At 42.5% G+C, this 16,198-nt stretch carries 12 protein-coding genes and 1 rRNA gene; 8 read left to right on the forward strand and 5 right to left on the reverse strand.

The window, feature by feature from the left end; translation table 11 throughout:
* The first annotated feature begins 49 nt into the window (after positions 1–49).
* The 6 genes from rrf to N518_RS0104615 all read left to right on the forward strand — a co-directional run bounded on the left by rrf (position 50) and on the right by N518_RS0104615 (position 8,250).
* Positions 50–164, forward strand: a 5S ribosomal RNA gene (gene rrf / locus N518_RS0104590).
* 356 nt (positions 165–520) lie between these two features.
* Positions 521–1,885, forward strand: a complete 1,365-nt coding sequence (locus N518_RS0104595; protein WP_005022885.1) for an MFS transporter — start codon at positions 521–523, stop codon at positions 1,883–1,885.
* A 429-nt stretch (positions 1,886–2,314) separates the two neighbouring features.
* Complete coding sequence (locus N518_RS0104600) at positions 2,315–3,565, forward strand: esterase-like activity of phytase family protein (protein ID WP_005022887.1); 1,251 nt, start codon at positions 2,315–2,317, stop codon at positions 3,563–3,565.
* Positions 3,566–3,659: 94 nt separating this feature from the next.
* Positions 3,660–4,856 (forward strand): MFS transporter, encoded by a 1,197-nt coding sequence (locus tag N518_RS0104605; protein ID WP_017400637.1) that lies wholly within the window; start codon positions 3,660–3,662, stop codon positions 4,854–4,856.
* 211 nt (positions 4,857–5,067) lie between these two features.
* A complete protein-coding gene (locus N518_RS0104610; RefSeq protein WP_017400638.1) occupies positions 5,068–7,461 on the forward strand; it encodes a YgiQ family radical SAM protein in 2,394 nt (797 codons plus the stop codon).
* A 264-nt stretch (positions 7,462–7,725) separates the two neighbouring features.
* Complete coding sequence (locus N518_RS0104615; protein ID WP_005022895.1) at positions 7,726–8,250, forward strand: DUF2726 domain-containing protein; 525 nt, start codon at positions 7,726–7,728, stop codon at positions 8,248–8,250.
* 89 nt (positions 8,251–8,339) lie between these two features.
* Here N518_RS0104615 and N518_RS0104620 read toward each other — a convergent pair whose 3' ends face one another.
* The 4 genes from N518_RS0104620 to mdtD all read right to left on the reverse strand — a co-directional run bounded on the left by N518_RS0104620 (position 8,340) and on the right by mdtD (position 12,339).
* Positions 8,340–8,693, reverse strand: a complete 354-nt coding sequence (locus N518_RS0104620) for a RidA family protein (protein ID WP_005022898.1) — start codon at positions 8,691–8,693, stop codon at positions 8,340–8,342.
* A gap of 366 nt (positions 8,694–9,059) precedes the next feature.
* Entirely contained in the window at positions 9,060–10,115 is a 1,056-nt protein-coding gene (dinB, locus tag N518_RS0104625; RefSeq protein ID WP_005022900.1) for a DNA polymerase IV, read from the reverse strand.
* Entirely contained in the window at positions 10,115–10,867 is a 753-nt protein-coding gene (locus N518_RS0104630; protein WP_005017227.1) for a GH25 family lysozyme, read from the reverse strand. The genes dinB and N518_RS0104630 overlap by 1 nt, the downstream gene beginning before the upstream one ends.
* Before the next feature lie 65 nt (positions 10,868–10,932).
* Complete coding sequence (gene mdtD, locus N518_RS0104635; protein ID WP_005022903.1) at positions 10,933–12,339, reverse strand: multidrug transporter subunit MdtD; 1,407 nt, start codon at positions 12,337–12,339, stop codon at positions 10,933–10,935.
* A 260-nt stretch (positions 12,340–12,599) separates the two neighbouring features.
* Between mdtD and N518_RS0104640 the strand changes: the two genes are divergently transcribed.
* Entirely contained in the window at positions 12,600–13,568 is a 969-nt protein-coding gene (locus tag N518_RS0104640) for a hypothetical protein (RefSeq protein ID WP_005022905.1), read from the forward strand.
* 43 nt (positions 13,569–13,611) lie between these two features.
* Here N518_RS0104640 and N518_RS0104645 read toward each other — a convergent pair whose 3' ends face one another.
* On the reverse strand, positions 13,612–14,235 hold the full coding sequence (locus N518_RS0104645; protein WP_005017221.1) for a TIGR00730 family Rossman fold protein: 624 nt from the start codon (positions 14,233–14,235) through the stop codon (positions 13,612–13,614).
* A gap of 329 nt (positions 14,236–14,564) precedes the next feature.
* Between N518_RS0104645 and N518_RS0104655 the strand changes: the two genes are divergently transcribed.
* Positions 14,565–16,166 (forward strand): TerC family protein, encoded by a 1,602-nt coding sequence (locus N518_RS0104655; protein WP_026444020.1) that lies wholly within the window; start codon positions 14,565–14,567, stop codon positions 16,164–16,166.
* Positions 16,167–16,198: the final 32 nt, after the last annotated feature.

The following is a 16,198-nucleotide window of genomic DNA, read 5'->3' on the forward strand; positions in this document are numbered from 1 at the left end:
ATACTGCACCGCAGTTAAATCAGACCCGAACAAGTCCATCAACAGTTGTGCTGGCGACCATAGCAAGAGTGAACCACCTGATCCCTTCCCGAACTCAGAAGTGAAACCTCTTAGCGCTGATGGTAGTGTGGGGTTACCCATGTGAGAGTAAGTCATCGCCAGCTCATTATTCCAAAAAAGCCCCCTCATCGAGGGGGCTTTTTTTATACTTAGAGGGTTTATATAAAATAATAGTTAATTTGAGATATCATTTTTCAGTTCAATATCTCTTTAGTCTTATAAATTTGGCTTATATCCTTAAGTAACTGTTAAAATTCATAAATTTAAATATAGACTGGGTAGTTTTTTAAATTTTTTGATTTAAATGTTGATTTTTTATTCAAGTCAAGCTGACATTTTATATCATATCTTCGTTTTAATGCCTTTAGGGTATGTATTTATACCTTTAGGGTTTTAGACAAAAAGTGAATCATAATTCATTTTAGTTGAAATTATAAACTCACAGTGGAGGTGAGAACTAATGTCAACTAACATAATAAATGTCAATACGGTTATTGATCATGCCAAATTTAAGCCCTTTCATATGACTATAGTATTGTGGTGCTTATTTATTGTCATTTTTGATGGTTATGATCTGGCAATTAATGGTGTTGCTCTACCTTTATTAATGCAAGAGTGGAATATGACTGCTGTACAGGCAGGCATGCTGGCCAGTACTGCTTTAGCGGGGATGATGTTTGGTGCAATGCTGTTTGGAATGCTAGCCGATAAGATTGGCCGAAAAAAAGTTATTTTGATCTGTGTCACTTTATTTAGCGGATTTACTTTTTTAGGTGGTTTTGCTTCAAACCCGACTGAATTTGGTATTTTACGTTTTATTGCCGGGCTGGGTATAGGCGGAGTACTACCCAACTTGGTTGCGCTTACATCAGAATATGCGCCTCAAAAATTAAGAAGTACTCTGGTTACTACCATGTTCAGTGGCTATGCCATGGGCGGCATTATGGCGGCATTATTGGGGGCTCAGTTTACGCCGACCTTTGGTTGGGAGATCATGTTCTATATTGCAGGTATTCCTTTACTGATTTTACCAATCATATGGAAGTTTTTGCCTGAATCTTTAACTTTTCTGGTTAAAAAACAACAGCAGGATAAAGCCCGTAAGATTGTTCAAAAGATTATGCCTCAGGAAAGTATGACCTTACAGACCCAGCTGGTCTTAAATGAAGTTAAAGTTCCAGATGCCTCAGTTGCAGCTTTATTTAGACAGGGACGTGGTATGAGTACACTACTGTTCTGGAGCTGTTTTTTCATGTGCCTGCTTATGGTATATGCATTAGGTAGCTGGTTACCGAAACTAATGATGGCTGCTGGTTACTCTCTGGGAAGCAGTTTAATATTTCTGATGTCTATGAACATTGGGGCAGTAATTGGTACGATTGGCGGGGGAATTCTGGCAGATAAATTCCATCTGAAACCGGTGATCATCGGAATGTTCTTGATGGGGGCACTGGCTTTGGTTGGATTAGGATTTAATTCACCACCAGCCGTAATTTATTTACTGGTAGCATTAGCGGGCGCTTCAGCAATTGGCAGCAGTATTCTTCTCTATAGTTATGTTGCTCAGTACTATCCGTTAGCAGTACGTTCGACTGGAATCGGCTGGGCTTCAGCAGTTGGGCGGATTGGTGCAATTGTTGGTCCGATTTTGATTGGTTTCCTATTGGGTATGGAATTACCACATAAAATGAATTTTCTTGCAGTTGCTATACCGGCAGTCATTGGAGCAATAGCAGTGGCTTTAATTAAAGTTGTACCGATGAGTGATGAGGTAACGGAGCCTGTTATTCCGGTTAAAAAACCGCGTCGCATTGTAGAGCTCTAAAACTGTGATTAAAAAGTCTCAACTGAGGCTTTTTATTTTTATTAAATATTTAGAATAAAATAGAGCGGCCCGATCATCCTGACCGGGCCGCTCTACCTATCTGTTTAGATAGTCTCATTCGGTACAACCGGAAAAGTTTCCTGTCTATTACTTTATAACTGTTGTTTTATACATTAGAGATATTCTGTCTCTATATATTTTTATATCAGTTTAAAGCTGATAAAGACTATAGCGGTAGAAAGCCTTATTCCCTCTAAGCCAGAGACGACAGAAATTTATTATTTTAAAGATACTCAAGTTTTTATGTGACTGGAGATAATTTTCTCTATTTCATTTTCTGTAATAAGATCGTCATTAACTTTTCATCTTATTGTCGTTAGATTTTCATAATTGATTGCTTTAATTGAATAAAAATTTTTATAAGTACATATGATGAATAAGAAACTTCTATCTCTGCTTTGTTTTACAGCTCTCAGTTTAAGCGCCTGTAATGATGATGATCATGATCAGTTCTCTTCACCAGAAACCCTTACAGTACCTACCCTGATTTCATTTGCCAAACTTCCAGTTTCAACTTATGCAGAAGGCCCCGACTCAGGCGCTGCCGTATCGGGGGCTAATGGAATTTATCCGCCCTTTAAAGGGCAGCCTGTACAGGGTTTCTCAGCTGCAGTTAAAAATAATGATGGCAGTTATATGGCCATGTCAGATAATGGTTTTGGGACTCAAAACAATTCAGCTGACTATTTGCTAAGAATTTATAAAATTAAGCCTGATTTTAAAACCAAGACCAAGGGAACAGGGCAGGTGTCTGTTCAGGATTTTATCCAGCTACGTGATCCGAATAAGTTGGTTCCTTTTGAAATTGTAAATAATAATACACCAGATCGTCTTTTAACTGGGGCGGATTTTGATCCGGAATCAATGCAGCGAGTAGCCGATGGGACTTACTGGATTGGTGATGAGTTCGGACCTTATTTACTGCATTTTTCTGCAGAAGGCGTACTGCTTGATGCCCCTATTCCTCTTCCGCATCCTTTAGTTAAAGGACAGGAGCTACGATCACCACAGAATCAGCTCAACAAGGCAGGAATTAACTATATCGAACCATTGATTCAGCAAAGTGGCGGATTTGAAGGCATGGCACTTTCTAAGGATGGCCAATATCTTTATCCATTACTGGAAAAACCATTAAAAGGTGATGCCAGCGGCCAATTGATTATTTCCCAGTTTGATCTAAAGACTAAATCCTATACCGGAAAATATTATCTGTTCACGCTGGATAGCAAGGCTTCAGCGATTGGAGACTTTCAGCTCTTTAATAATCAGGAAGGCATCATTATTGAGCGCGATGCTAGCCAGAATAATCTCGGTGGCTATAAGAAGCTGATCAGGATCAAGCTGGGTGAGTCCGGCAAGGTAATTGAGCGTGAAGAACTGCTGGACTTAATTAAGATTGCAAACCCGAACCAGCTTTATACTTCGGTACGTGATGGAGACATTGGTACAGGCACACAGTTTGCTTTTCCATTTGAGACTATAGAAGATGTCGTTATTGAAGATGGCCGTACCCTGACCGTATTAAATGATAACAATTTTCCGGGGTCGAGCGGTCGTAATGCTAAACTTGCTGATGATAATGAAATTATCCAGATCCAGTTGCCGAAAGCTTTATATTAGTCTGGAAAAAATATGTAAAGCTCGTCTATGTGAAAATCAAGTCACTTTAAACTGATTTAAACAGGCGTATACTCATCAGGCATAAGGAGCTTTTATGTCTGAATCTGTAGAGTCGCAGTCTTATATCGAGTATGGGACGCGACCTTTTTTTGCTATTCTACTTTCATTATTTCTGGCAGGCTTTGCCATATTTTCATCATTGTACTGTGTACAGCCAATGATGCCTTTCCTTGCCAAGTTCTTTGCTATCAGCCCGACCCATAGCAGTTTCCCGCTCTCATTCTCCACTATTGCACTGGCACTTGGCCTGTTGTTTGCCGGACTGATTTCAGACCGTTATGGTCGTAAGCAGGTTATGGCAATTTCCCTATTTTCGACCTCAATATTGTTGCTGGTCAGTTCTTTTCTGCCTTACTGGGAAGTTTTTTTAAGTACCCGAATGTTAATTGGCCTGGCTGTAAGTGGTGTTGCTTCAGTAGCCATGACTTATATCGGTGAAGAAATTGCACAAAAAGATGTCGGCTTTGCCATGGGGCTATATATTTCAGGGACAGCAATTGGTGGCATGAGTGGTCGTCTCATTGCAGGTGTACTGCTAGATTTTATTTCTTGGCAAACTGCCACAATGATCATTGGTGTGCTTAACCTTATCATTGCTATTGTATTTTATATTGCCTTGCCCGCTTCACGGCACTTCAAGCCTTATCCGATCAATTTTTCGAGGTTTAAGCAGTCATTCACCAAAAATTTGTCAGACTCAAGACTTAGGCTCCTGTTTGCAGAAGGCTTTTTATTGATGGGCTGTTTTGTAACGGTCTTTAATTATATTAGCTATCATTTACTGGAAAAACCGTTTGAACTCTCTCAGGCCTGGATTGGCCTGATTTCAATTGCCTATCTTTCAGGCATCTATAGTTCACCGCGGGCCGCAGGTTGGGGTCGTAGATATGGTCGGGGTAAAGTTTTACCAGCCATGTTTATCTGTATGATCTTGGGGTTATGGATTATGCTGATTCCCTCAATCTGGTGCATATTGCTGGGTCTGCTGATTTTTACCTTTTCTTTCTTTGCAGCACATTCTACAGCCAGTAGCTGGGTATCTGTACAGGCTTTACAGTATCGAGCAGTCGGCTCTTCACTTTACCTGTTCTGCTACTATTTGGGTTCAAGCGTATTAGGCAGTAGTGGCGGGCTGGTTTGGGAGAACTGGGGCTGGGGTGGTTTAACGGTGATAATTACCCTGTTTCTCGGTCTCGGTCTCATCATCTCATTACGTTTAAACCGTAGCTGACCCTCTTTTATTATTCTTGTCAAAACTGCGGGTATGAGTATTTTAATTTCAAAAAATCGTTTTTGTACAAAGATTAGCCGATCTAAATTGTATCTCCTTGTTTATACAATTCTTATAGTCAAGAAAGATGAACAGGTTTCATGTTAAAATGATCGGCTTTCATCTTTGATCTTTTTTTGATCTTCCATCTGCCAGCCGAGAATTGCTAGCCATGTCTACTGCTTATACCGCTCAGACTGCGCCAAAAGCGTTGTTTGATTACGACAAATATTGGGCGTCATGTTTTGAACCTGCGCCATTTTTGCCGATGTCACGCGAGGAAATGGATCAACTCGGCTGGGATAGCTGCGATTTTATTTTAGTCTGTGGCGATGCCTATATTGATCATCCTTCATTTGTGTCCGGAATTATCGGACGCGTATTAGAGGCACAAGGTTTTCGGGTTGGTATTATTGCGCAGCCAGACTGGACCAATGTCGATGCCTTCCGCGCGTTGGGTAAACCGAATGTTGCCTGGGGTGTAACAGCAGGTAATATGGATTCCATGATCAACCGCTATACGGCTGACCGTAAAATCCGTTCAGATGACGCCTATTCTCCAAACAATGTACCTAACAAACGTCCAGACCGTGCAGCAACTGTTTATTGCCAGCGCTGCCGTGAAGCTTTTCCAGATGTTCCGGTCCTGTTAGGCGGAATTGAGGGGTCACTACGCCGCATTGCACATTATGATTACTGGTCAGATAAAGTCCGTCGCTCTATCTTAATGGATTCGAAAGCTGACCTGCTCATGTACGGCAATGGTGAGCGTTCAATTATCGAAGTAGTGCATCGTCTAGCCAAAGGCGAAAAGATTCACGAGATTACTGATGTTCGTGGTACAGCATTTATTATTAATAAACATAATCGTGCCTCCAAGGCCCAGTTTATCGAAATTGCCTCGAATGACGTAGATACGGTGGGTCGTGTTGATCCTATCATTAACCCGTATGTAATGACTGAAGATATTGATGGCTGTGAAATTGAAAAAGATAAGGGGAATTCACTAACCCAATATCAGAATTTCCAGAAAGAAATTGTTCATAATCCGATCGTGCGTGAAGGGGACCAGCTTGAACCGGATACACAAATTGTGCAATTGCAGCCAGCATCCAAAGCCATTAAACACAAGTTACCTCCACGTGAGCTGGCAGTAATTCGCTTGCCTTCATTTGAACAAGTTGCAAATGATCAGGTGCTGTATGCCCATGCTAACCGGATTCTGCACTTGGAAACTAATCCTGGCAATGCGCGTGCACTAGTGCAGCGGCATGGTGAGCGTGACGTATGGCTAAATCCGCCGCCGATTCCATTGACTACTGAAGAAATGGATTATGTATTTGACCTGCCATATGCACGTCTGCCACATCCATCCTATGCCGATGCACGCTTCCCGGCTTTTGATATGATCAAGTTTTCGGTAAACATCATGCGTGGCTGTTTTGGAGGTTGTACGTTCTGCTCAATTACAGAGCATGAAGGACGGATTATTCAAAACCGTTCGGAAGAATCAATTCTGCGTGAGGTTGAAAAGATTCGGGATACCGCGCCGGGCTTCACAGGTATTATTTCAGATTTAGGTGGCCCTACTGCAAATATGTACCGTTTGCACTGTAAAGACCCTGAAATTGAGAAAAACTGCCGTAAACCTTCATGTGTCTATCCGGGCGTTTGTCAGAATCTGCATACTGACCATGCTCCATTGACTCAGCTTTACCGCAAAGCACGGGCGATTAAAGGAATTAAAAAAATTCTTATCGGTTCGGGACTGCGCTATGACCTTGCCGTACTCAATCCCGAATATGTGAAAGAGCTGGTACAGCACCATGTGGGCGGCTATCTGAAAATCGCACCAGAGCATACTGAGAGAGGTCCATTATCGAAGATGATGAAACCTGGTATTGGTACTTATGACCGCTTTAAACAGATGTTTGACCGCTTTAGTAAAGAGGCAGGTAAAGAACAGTACCTGATACCTTACTTTATCGCTGCGCATCCGGGTACAACTGACTATGACATGATGAACCTGGCGGTCTGGCTGAAAAAGAATGGTTTCCGTGCCGATCAGGTCCAGACTTTCTATCCGTCACCTATGGCGACGGCAACGACCATGTATCACACCAGTAAGAATCCACTGGCAAAAGTGGCACGTTATACTGAAGATGTTGATATTGTAAAAGGTGAAAAGCGTCGCCGCTTACACAAGGCTTTCTTGCGTTATCATGATCCAAATAACTGGCCAATGCTTCGTGAAGCTTTAAAAGAAATGGGGCGTCAGGATCTGATTGGTAATTCCAAACAGCATCTGATTCCAACCTATCAGCCGCAAGGGATTGAGGGCGAATATAAATCGGCGCGCAAAAAGAACTCGACAGTAGCTGGAGATTCACAAAAACGTGTTACCGGTGTGAGAGGACAAGGACAAAATCAGGGGCAGAACCAGCGGCCGAAAAAAGGGCAGATGCTGACCCAGCATACAGGTTTACCGCCACGTGAAACAGGTGAGAAGCGCCCTTTTGAATTGACCAAGAATAAGCGTAAAGGTAAATTCAAAACTCCCCATTAATTGATCAAGGCACTTCGGTGCCTTTATTTTTACACTCGATAATTCCGATACGGATAACATTCGGTAAAGAAAAAACTGTATAAATAGATTGCCTACTGTTTATATGTATTTAAGATAAAACAGATAGGCAGGAATATGACCAACTGACTTGCTCTTACTGCCAAAATCATTTAAGTTGGACCGGTGAGTTTTAAATTTTTAACTAGAATAAAGCGGTTATAAACCGAGCTGATTATAAAAATAGATTAAAGGATTAATATTATTATGTTTTACCTGATTATAGCAGGCCTTATTGCACTGTGTGTTGTAGCAGTCATGCTCTTTAACAGACTCAAGCCCCGTGACAAATATGATAGTGCGCTCAAACGCCGTGCAATTTTCAGTCCTGCCCAACAGTTGACTTTTAACCGCCTGCAACAGGTATTACCAGACTACTATATTCTGGCTCAAGTTTCTTTCGATACATTACTCACCACTAAATATAATCATACCCGTATAAAATATCAGCATATGATTGCTGACTTTGTGATTTTAGATCGAGAAAGCCAAATTTTTGCAATTATTGAAATTGATGATGCATTGAGTTTAAAAAAATTAAAATATCAGCATTATCAGTGTAGTTTACTTGAAACGGCAGGTTATAAAGTGGTGCGTTATAAAGGTGTACCTGAATATGAGCAGCTTCGTTCTGATTTTTTGGGAAAGCTGCCGCTAGCAGGAGTAGCTTCCTCCCGCTCTCCCCAGTTTGAAAATATTATGCACTACCGAGACTGTGTAAGACAGTATTAGTAAAATTAAGCTGTTATTTTTAATAAATTCTATAAAACTGTATTAAGACACCCGACAGACGTCAGGTGCCTGTTCTGCTGATCATGAGGTTAGGGTAAAACTGCCGTAACAGTCATTTCAACCAATACATCTGGAGCATAAAGTTTAGCTTCAACACAGGTTCGTGGTGGAGCGGCACCCTCTGGTACCCAAGCATCCCATACCTCATTCATGGCAGCATAATCCTGCTCAATATCTTTGAGAAATATAAGTACTGACATAATATGAGATTTGTCTGTACCTGCCTCAGCCAGTAGCTTGTCAATCAGCTCTAGTGTTTGGCGTGTTTGTCCCTGTATATCTAGACGGGTATCTTCAGCCAGCTGACCGGCCAAATGTACCAGTTGGCCACTAATAGTCACCTCACTAAAGCGTGGAGTGGTATGCAGACGTTGTACAGGCATGTTTTACTCGACATTTAATTCATGAATGATGAGTTACCATAACATGCAGCTATTTCTCAGTAAAATTGGAAATGAAAAGTAAACTAAAATCGAATTATTAAAAACAAAAAATGAATGAGAGGAATTATAAGAAAATATTGTGCAGTTTTATATGTTATACCCTGACTGTCGAGTTGCCCTGTAACATTCGGATTTGATCGTCACGCCAATCACAGGACAGCATGCTAAAAGTAAAGGTGATTTCTAGCATCTCAAAGTACATGGATAAATGTACTGCACTGTCTAGAGTACCTTAATCTATAGAAAAAGCGAGCACAAGTTGCTGGATTTTTCTCCGGTTGATGAAAGAGTAACCAGAAATGGACCTCACCATAAACTCAATTGGTTTTCCTGTTGTGCTTGTTGCAGCTGGTATACGCCTACACCAACCAGACGGAACAGTGAATTTTCACCAATATGCATTTCTTGTAGCAGCAGCTCTACGGCTTGGGCAAACTCTAGTACAGAGCGTAGTGGCAGGCGGAAGCTTTTACTGTGTTGCAGGGTCTGAAAGTTTTTAAGTCGCAGTTTTAAACTGATCCCGCAGGCAACCAGATTCTTATTGATGAGGGATTGCCAGACTTTTTCAACCAGTATTGGCCAGTAAGAATTACATTCCTGCAAACTTAAGTCTCGATCAAAGGTAATTTCCTTGGAAATCTGTTGGCGCTGTCGATTGGCCTCTACCGGACGATGGTCAATCCCTTGGCCATAGAGATAAAGCTGCCGGCCATATTTACCAAAATGTTGAATAAGAAGACTTTCTTCAACCTGCTGTAAGTCTCCCAAGGTATCTAGCTTTAACTGCTGCAGTTTTTGCTGCATGACTTTACCAACGCCCGGGATTTTCTTTAGGGGCAGGTCTTGAATAAAAGCCTGAACCTGATGAGGTTTAATTACACAAATGCCATTAGGCTTGTGCCAGTCGGAAGCAATTTTAGCCAGAAATTTGTTAGGAGCGACGCCAGCTGAAGCAGTCAGATGAAGTGTTTTAAAAATATCTTCACGAATCTGCATTGCTACAGCCGTAGCACTAGGCAGGTTTTTCAGATTTTCAGTGACATCCAGATAAGCTTCATCTAGTGAAACCGGTTCAATTACCGTAGTGTATTGCTGAAAAATGTGATGTATCTGGGCTGAAATAGCCCGATATTTAGCAAAGTCCGGCTCAATCACATACACATCAGGACATAATTTTCTTGCTTGAGTCATCGACATGGCTGAACGCAGACCAAAACTGCGGGCTGGATAAGAAGCGGCCGCCACTACAGCACGAGGGTGGTGGGAGGCAATGACCACAGGCAAATGTACTAGTTCCGGCCGCTCCCGCAGCTCAACTGACGCATAGAATGCATCCATATCGATATGAATAATCTTGCGCATCAGAGTTCAGGACTCAGACCGATATTTTTCAGATAACGCTGCCATTCTGCGGGACTGCCCCGGTAGGCATTCAAATCTACCGGTTTGGGAATTCCCTTAATTTTCCCCTGACGGCTGTACTGCCAAAAGCTCCAGGCACGTTTATCCTTCAGCTCGGGCATTCCATCATAATCACGAATCCAGAGTGGGGTATGTGGAAAACTGTCGGTTAGTACCAGATGATAAAAGTTTTTGGATACATAAAATATGGGCGGCTTGCCATAGTGAGTTTTCAGGCGGTCATGCATCAGCTGGATTTCTTTAAGTAACTGCTCCTTGGTATAGGTATTAATACAGTTACTATCGTATTCAAGATCAATTACCGGAGCAAGCGCGTCTGCTTTATGCGGTACAGTCTGTATAAAATTATCGGCCTGTACTGCGCCATTACGGCATAGGCGGTAAAAATGATAGGCGCCTACGCGTAAGCCTTGTTCGCGTGCAGCCAGCCAGTTGTGCTGGAATTTACGGTCCTGAAAATCTCCTCCTTCTGTCGCCTTTAAATAGACAAACTGATAGCGCTTGGGAGAAATTTGCTTCCAGTCAATATCACCCTGATGATGCGAAACATCAAAACCCTGAACAGGGAATTCTTCTCCCGCCTGTGGCCGGTTGCTAAATACACTCAGCAGTACTAAACCCAGTAGCAGCAGGCTTCCAACAACGGCCAGCATCCATGACCAGGCAATTTTTGGCGAAATAGTCTGAGGCATAACTTAGCAGGTAATAGGCAGAAGGCTTAAGCATAAACTGCTTCTACTAAAAGTTCGAGTCAAATTCAGGACTCCGGCTGTATCTGCTTTTCATCTGGAACACGCCAAAAGATCAGCACTGCCAAGATATTGATCAGACCCAGGCAGATCAAGGCAGAATGAAAGGCCTTGCTAACATCAACTGGACCATAGTAATTACTAAAAATATTAATCAGTGTACCAGCCAGCGCTACCCCGATACTCATGGAGACCATCTGAATCATGGAAAGAAAGCTATTACCTTTACTGGCATCCTGCTGGGGCAAATCTTTTAGGGTCAGAGTATTCATTGATACAAACTGCAGGGAGTTAAGCAGACCCATTACCAGAAAATGTAAAGTTCTTAACCAGATGGGTGTATCGGCAGTAGTCAAGGCAAAACTGGCAATAGTTAAACCGACCAGACAAGTATTGGCAATAAGAAAACGGCGATAACCAAATCTTGAAATCAGCGGCCTGATCAGTGGTTTAGAAATCAGGGAACCCAAAACCAGTGGAATCATCATCAGACCGGTCTGTAGCGGACTGATATCAAATGCAACCTGTAACATTAACGGCAATACAAAGGGAATTGAATTTCCACCGAGCCGTGCAAAAAAGTTACCTAATATTCCAATTGAAAATACAGGATTTTTTCGGAACAGGCTGCTACGGAACAGGGCATTCTGATGCCAGTGTGCATGCGTAGCATATGCCATCATAGCGATGGCTCCTACAGCAAATAATATCCAGCCTAAGGTATTGGAGTAGTTTTCATTAGAAATCACTTCAATAGACAGTGATATACCGACCATACTCAGCACAAGCAGAATAAAACCACTAAAGTCAAATGAACTGACATTGGCTTCGGTGACATTCGGCATGGCTTTAAAGGTCATGATACAGCCGAGCAGACCAATCGGAACATTAATCAGAAAAATCCAGTGCCATGAAAATGCTTCAACAAACCAGCCACCGAGAGTAGGGCCCATCAATGGCCCAAGCAGCCCTGCCAAGCTCATCAGGCTCATGGCTGAGAGGAATTGTGTACGCGGAATAATTTTCAGCATAGATAGCCGGCCGATGGGCAAAAGTAAAGCAGCACCAGCGCCCTGAATTACCCGGAAAAACAACAGCTGGTTCAAGTTTTCAGACAGACCACAGCCCAGTGAAGCTAGGGTAAAAATTACAATGGCTGAAAGATAAGTATTGCGCACACCAAAACGGTCAGCCAACCAGCCACTTAGTGGAATACAGGCTGCTGAGGCCAGTACATAGGCCACCACTACACTATGCATCTTGAGCGGGTCTTCATTCAGCTGCTCGGCCATTGACGCAATTGCCGTATTGACAATGGTGGTGTCCAGACCTTGCATGAAGAAGCCGATCGATACCAAAAAAACTAAAAGACGGTATTCAGCTTGTACAGGTTGATGCTCAGCGGTAACAGCCATAATATTATAAATAATGATATTTTTTGATAGTTTATCGAATCTAGAATAAAAGTCCTGTAGTGCTCTGTACTTTCTCAGTAATGATTAATTTGCAAATAAGCCTCACATTAAAATATTTTATTTATTCTTTAAAGGTAAATTTCTCAAAAAATTCTCGTCATCAGAATGTCATGAAGCTGCAATAAAAATGTCATAATCTTGTCACAGCCGACCGCTTGGGGCAGTCGTGATACTTATTCTTCAAGAGAATCCTGACCTCTATGACAATCGAAATTTTTATGATTGTAGGCTTCTGTCTAGCAGCTTATTCAATTGTCGGAAATGATGTGCCACAAACCTTAGGTACGTTTATTTCATCCAATGCCCATCGTCCCTGGTGGGTACTATGGCTATATACCAGCAGTATTCTAGCGGTAGTGCTGATGTATGGCTGGTGGACTTCGGGTATCGGCGATGCTTCCTATGGACGTCTGGAAACTATTCCTTTTCCTGAAGAAGGAATTACCTGGTTATATATAGTTCCTCCCATATTACTGATTCTGCTTACGCGCTACGGTATTCCGGTCAGTACTACTTTTCTGGTTCTTACTATTTTCTCACCAAGCAGTCTGGGTTCAATGCTGACCAAATCAATGATGGGTTATGCAGTGGCTTTTATTGTGGCAATTTTGGTTTATCGTTTTGTTATTAAAAGAATCTCTGTTTATTTTAGCCAGACCCGGCATCATCCTACTCCCAAATTCTGGATTGGTCTGCAATGGGTCTCGACTGCATTTTTATGGAGCCAATGGCTGATTCAGGATCTGGCCAATATTTTTGTCTATGTTCCCCGTGTGGTTCCTCTTGGTTTTATGATATTTGCCATTTCGGTCTTTATTATTTTGCTAGGCGTCATTTTTTACCAGCGCGGCGGGAAAATCCAGAATATTATTGATACCAAAACAGGTGTAGCAGATATTCGCTCAGCCACCATTATTGATTTTATCTATGCCTTTATTCTGCTGGTGTTCAAGGAATGGAGCAATATTCCGATGAGTACCACTTGGGTCTTTTTGGGTCTCCTGGCCGGGCGTGAGTTTGCCATGTCAATGCACCTGGTTGAAGTAAACCGGCACCGGACTTCACGCAATGTCAGTAAAGATGCTATGAAGTTGCTCTTCGGACTGGCTGTAAGCGTACTTTTGGCAACCACCTTACCTTGGCTCTATCAGCTGATTTCGGGGACATAATATTAAAAAAACGGGCCTAAGCCCGTTTTTTACAGTTAGTTGACTAAATTGCAAAGCGGCTTGGACTGTTCAGGTTCTTCATTGCATTAAAGATGGCTTTACTGTGTTCACACACTACAATTTTGGCGCGATGCTGAGCAGGCAGAAAACCTTCTTGTACTGCATGATCCAGCTGGTTGATCAGTGCATTATAAAAACCATTTACATTATATAAAATCATCGGCTTCTGGTGCTGATTCAGCTGCCCCCAAGTGGCAATTTCCAGAATCTCTTCAAAGGTACCCAAACCACCCGGCAGGGCAACAAAAGCACTGGCTCGTTCTGCCATGAGTGCTTTACGTTCATGCATGCTTGCAACAATATGCAGCTCTGTCAGCTGGTTATGGGCAATTTCATAATCCAGCATAAATTCTGGAATTACCCCTACGACTTCACCGCCAGCTTCCAATACGCTGTCAGCCACTTGACCCATCAGGCCGATACTGGCACCGCCATAAACGATGCCAAACCCATGTTGTGCCAGTCCTTGGGAAAGTTCAATTGCTTTTTCACGGTAAATTGGATTGTTGCCCGGACGCGAACCACAATATAAAGCTACCAAATGCTGAGTTGTTCTTGGTTCAGGATTAACTGGGGCATTTCTCATTTCTAGTACACTATTCATCATTATATTTTTACCTTAGCATGTTCTTTTTTCTCGCTCTAGCTCTAGCTTAAGTAAAAAATATGACATCTTCAGTAGAAGGCTATAATGGTTTTAGATAGGGTTTGTATCAAGTTGGTGAAGAGCACAAGATTGAAAAACAAAAAAGATGAATTTCTAAAAAATCTTGCCTATACTGAAAATCTGTTAAACAACATATTGATCAACATGGGCAGTGGTTGTAGTCGCTCCGAATATCCTGACTTTTATAAAGAAAAAATAGTGACCCGAATCCGGGACTTCAGTAACAGTTCTCCAAGAGAAAGTGTAAGTCGCCAGCAGGAGCATGTTCAATGATTTTTGAATGGATGTCTGATCCTTCTGCTTGGGTAGGCCTGGTTACTCTGGTCGTTCTGGAAATTGTACTGGGTATTGATAACTTGGTATTTATTGCCATTCTGGCTGAAAAACTGCCGCCACATCAGCGAAATACCGCACGTATTTTGGGTCTGATCCTGGCTCTGGGGATGCGGCTGGTCCTGCTTGCTTCTATTGCCTGGGTGGTCACCTTAACTGATCCTCTCTTCCATATTTTTGATCATCCGTTTTCCGGCCGTGACCTGATCCTGCTGTTCGGTGGGGTATTCTTGCTCTTTAAGGGGACAATGGAACTGCATGAGCGGATTGAAAGTAATCATGCACATAAAGAAGAAAATCCGGTACATGCGGCCTTCTGGATGGTTATTGTCCAGATTGTTGTGCTTGATGCGGTATTCTCGCTTGACAGCGTGATCACGGCAGTAGGCATGGTGAAAGAACTTTCGGTCATGATGATTGCAGTCATTATTGCTGTGGGAATCATGTTGTGGGCATCTAAACCACTCATGGAGTTTGTCAATCGCCACCCGACCGTAGTGATCCTGTGTCTAGGCTTTTTGATGATGATCGGCTTCTCGCTGGTGGTTGAAGGCTTTGGCTTCCATATTCCAAAAGGCTACCTGTATGCTGCAATTGGCTTCTCGGTGCTGGTAGAAATGGTCAACCAGACCATGCGTCGTAACCAGGAAAAGCTGGTAACCACCACCGATTTACGTTATCGCACTGCCTCAGCAGTGATGCGGATGCTCGGCGGTAAAAATACCAGCAATAGTAATGAGTCACCATCAAACGAGCCGGAAGATGTGCTGGCAACACGCGCTTTTGCCGATGAAGTTTTTGATGAAAAAAATGGTGTATACCACAGTGTAATGGTGCAGGGCGTACTTGGACTTGCCGAAAGACCGGTCAAATCCGTGATGACTCCACGTCCAGAGCTTGAATGGATTGATCTGGATGAAGATACTGAAGTCATTAAAGAGCGTCTCTTAAGCATGACGCATTCCCGCCTGATTGTGGCGCATGGAGAGCTTGATAATATTGCCGGTATTGCATTGACCCATAAAGTCCTGAATGAATACATTGAGACCGGGACTCTAAATTTCGAAAAACATCTGCGTGAACCGGTGATTGTGCATGAAAATGCTCAGGTTCTGATGGTAATGGAACAGTTACGTCAGGCACCCTTACAGATGGCAATTGTTTTAAATGAATATGGTTCTATTGAAGGTATCGCTACACCGATTGATGTACTTGAAGCCATCGCCGGTGAATTTCCGGATGAAGATGAGCTGGAAGCGGCTGCAGAGAGCCTCGAGGATGGTTCACTGATGCTGGAAGGCTCAACCGATATTCGACATGTTTCCTTATTGCTGGGCCGTAATTTGGTTGACGAAAGTGAGCAGTATTCAACGTTATCGGGTTATATGCTGTATCACTTGGGCCACTTACCTGTAAATGGTGAAAAGCTACAGGCAGATGGGCATATCTTTGAAGTGGTCACCATGGACGGTCATAAAATTGAGAAAATCCATATTATGACCAGTGACCAGCCGGCATCTGATGAAGAATATCGTTAGAAGCTGTATTAGAAAATTCGCTACAATAGCCC

Source organism: Acinetobacter sp. UNC436CL71CviS28 (assembly GCF_000620525.1).
Lineage (GTDB): Bacteria > Pseudomonadota > Gammaproteobacteria > Pseudomonadales > Moraxellaceae > Acinetobacter > Acinetobacter radioresistens.

Coding starts and splice junctions, on each gene's coding strand:
- N518_RS0104595 (WP_005022885.1), top strand. CDS start 521: ATGTCAACTAACATAATAAATGTCAATACGGTTATTGATCATGCCAAA.
- N518_RS0104600 (WP_005022887.1), top strand. CDS start 2,315: ATGATGAATAAGAAACTTCTATCTCTGCTTTGTTTTACAGCTCTCAGT.
- N518_RS0104605 (WP_017400637.1), top strand. CDS start 3,660: ATGTCTGAATCTGTAGAGTCGCAGTCTTATATCGAGTATGGGACGCGA.
- N518_RS0104610 (WP_017400638.1), top strand. CDS start 5,068: ATGTCTACTGCTTATACCGCTCAGACTGCGCCAAAAGCGTTGTTTGAT.
- N518_RS0104615 (WP_005022895.1), top strand. CDS start 7,726: ATGTTTTACCTGATTATAGCAGGCCTTATTGCACTGTGTGTTGTAGCA.
- N518_RS0104620 (WP_005022898.1), bottom strand. CDS start 8,693: ATGCCTGTACAACGTCTGCATACCACTCCACGCTTTAGTGAGGTGACT.
- dinB (WP_005022900.1), bottom strand. CDS start 10,115: ATGCGCAAGATTATTCATATCGATATGGATGCATTCTATGCGTCAGTT.
- N518_RS0104630 (WP_005017227.1), bottom strand. CDS start 10,867: ATGCCTCAGACTATTTCGCCAAAAATTGCCTGGTCATGGATGCTGGCC.
- mdtD (WP_005022903.1), bottom strand. CDS start 12,339: ATGGCTGTTACCGCTGAGCATCAACCTGTACAAGCTGAATACCGTCTT.
- N518_RS0104640 (WP_005022905.1), top strand. CDS start 12,600: ATGACAATCGAAATTTTTATGATTGTAGGCTTCTGTCTAGCAGCTTAT.
- N518_RS0104645 (WP_005017221.1), bottom strand. CDS start 14,235: ATGATGAATAGTGTACTAGAAATGAGAAATGCCCCAGTTAATCCTGAA.
- N518_RS0104655 (WP_026444020.1), top strand. CDS start 14,565: ATGATTTTTGAATGGATGTCTGATCCTTCTGCTTGGGTAGGCCTGGTT.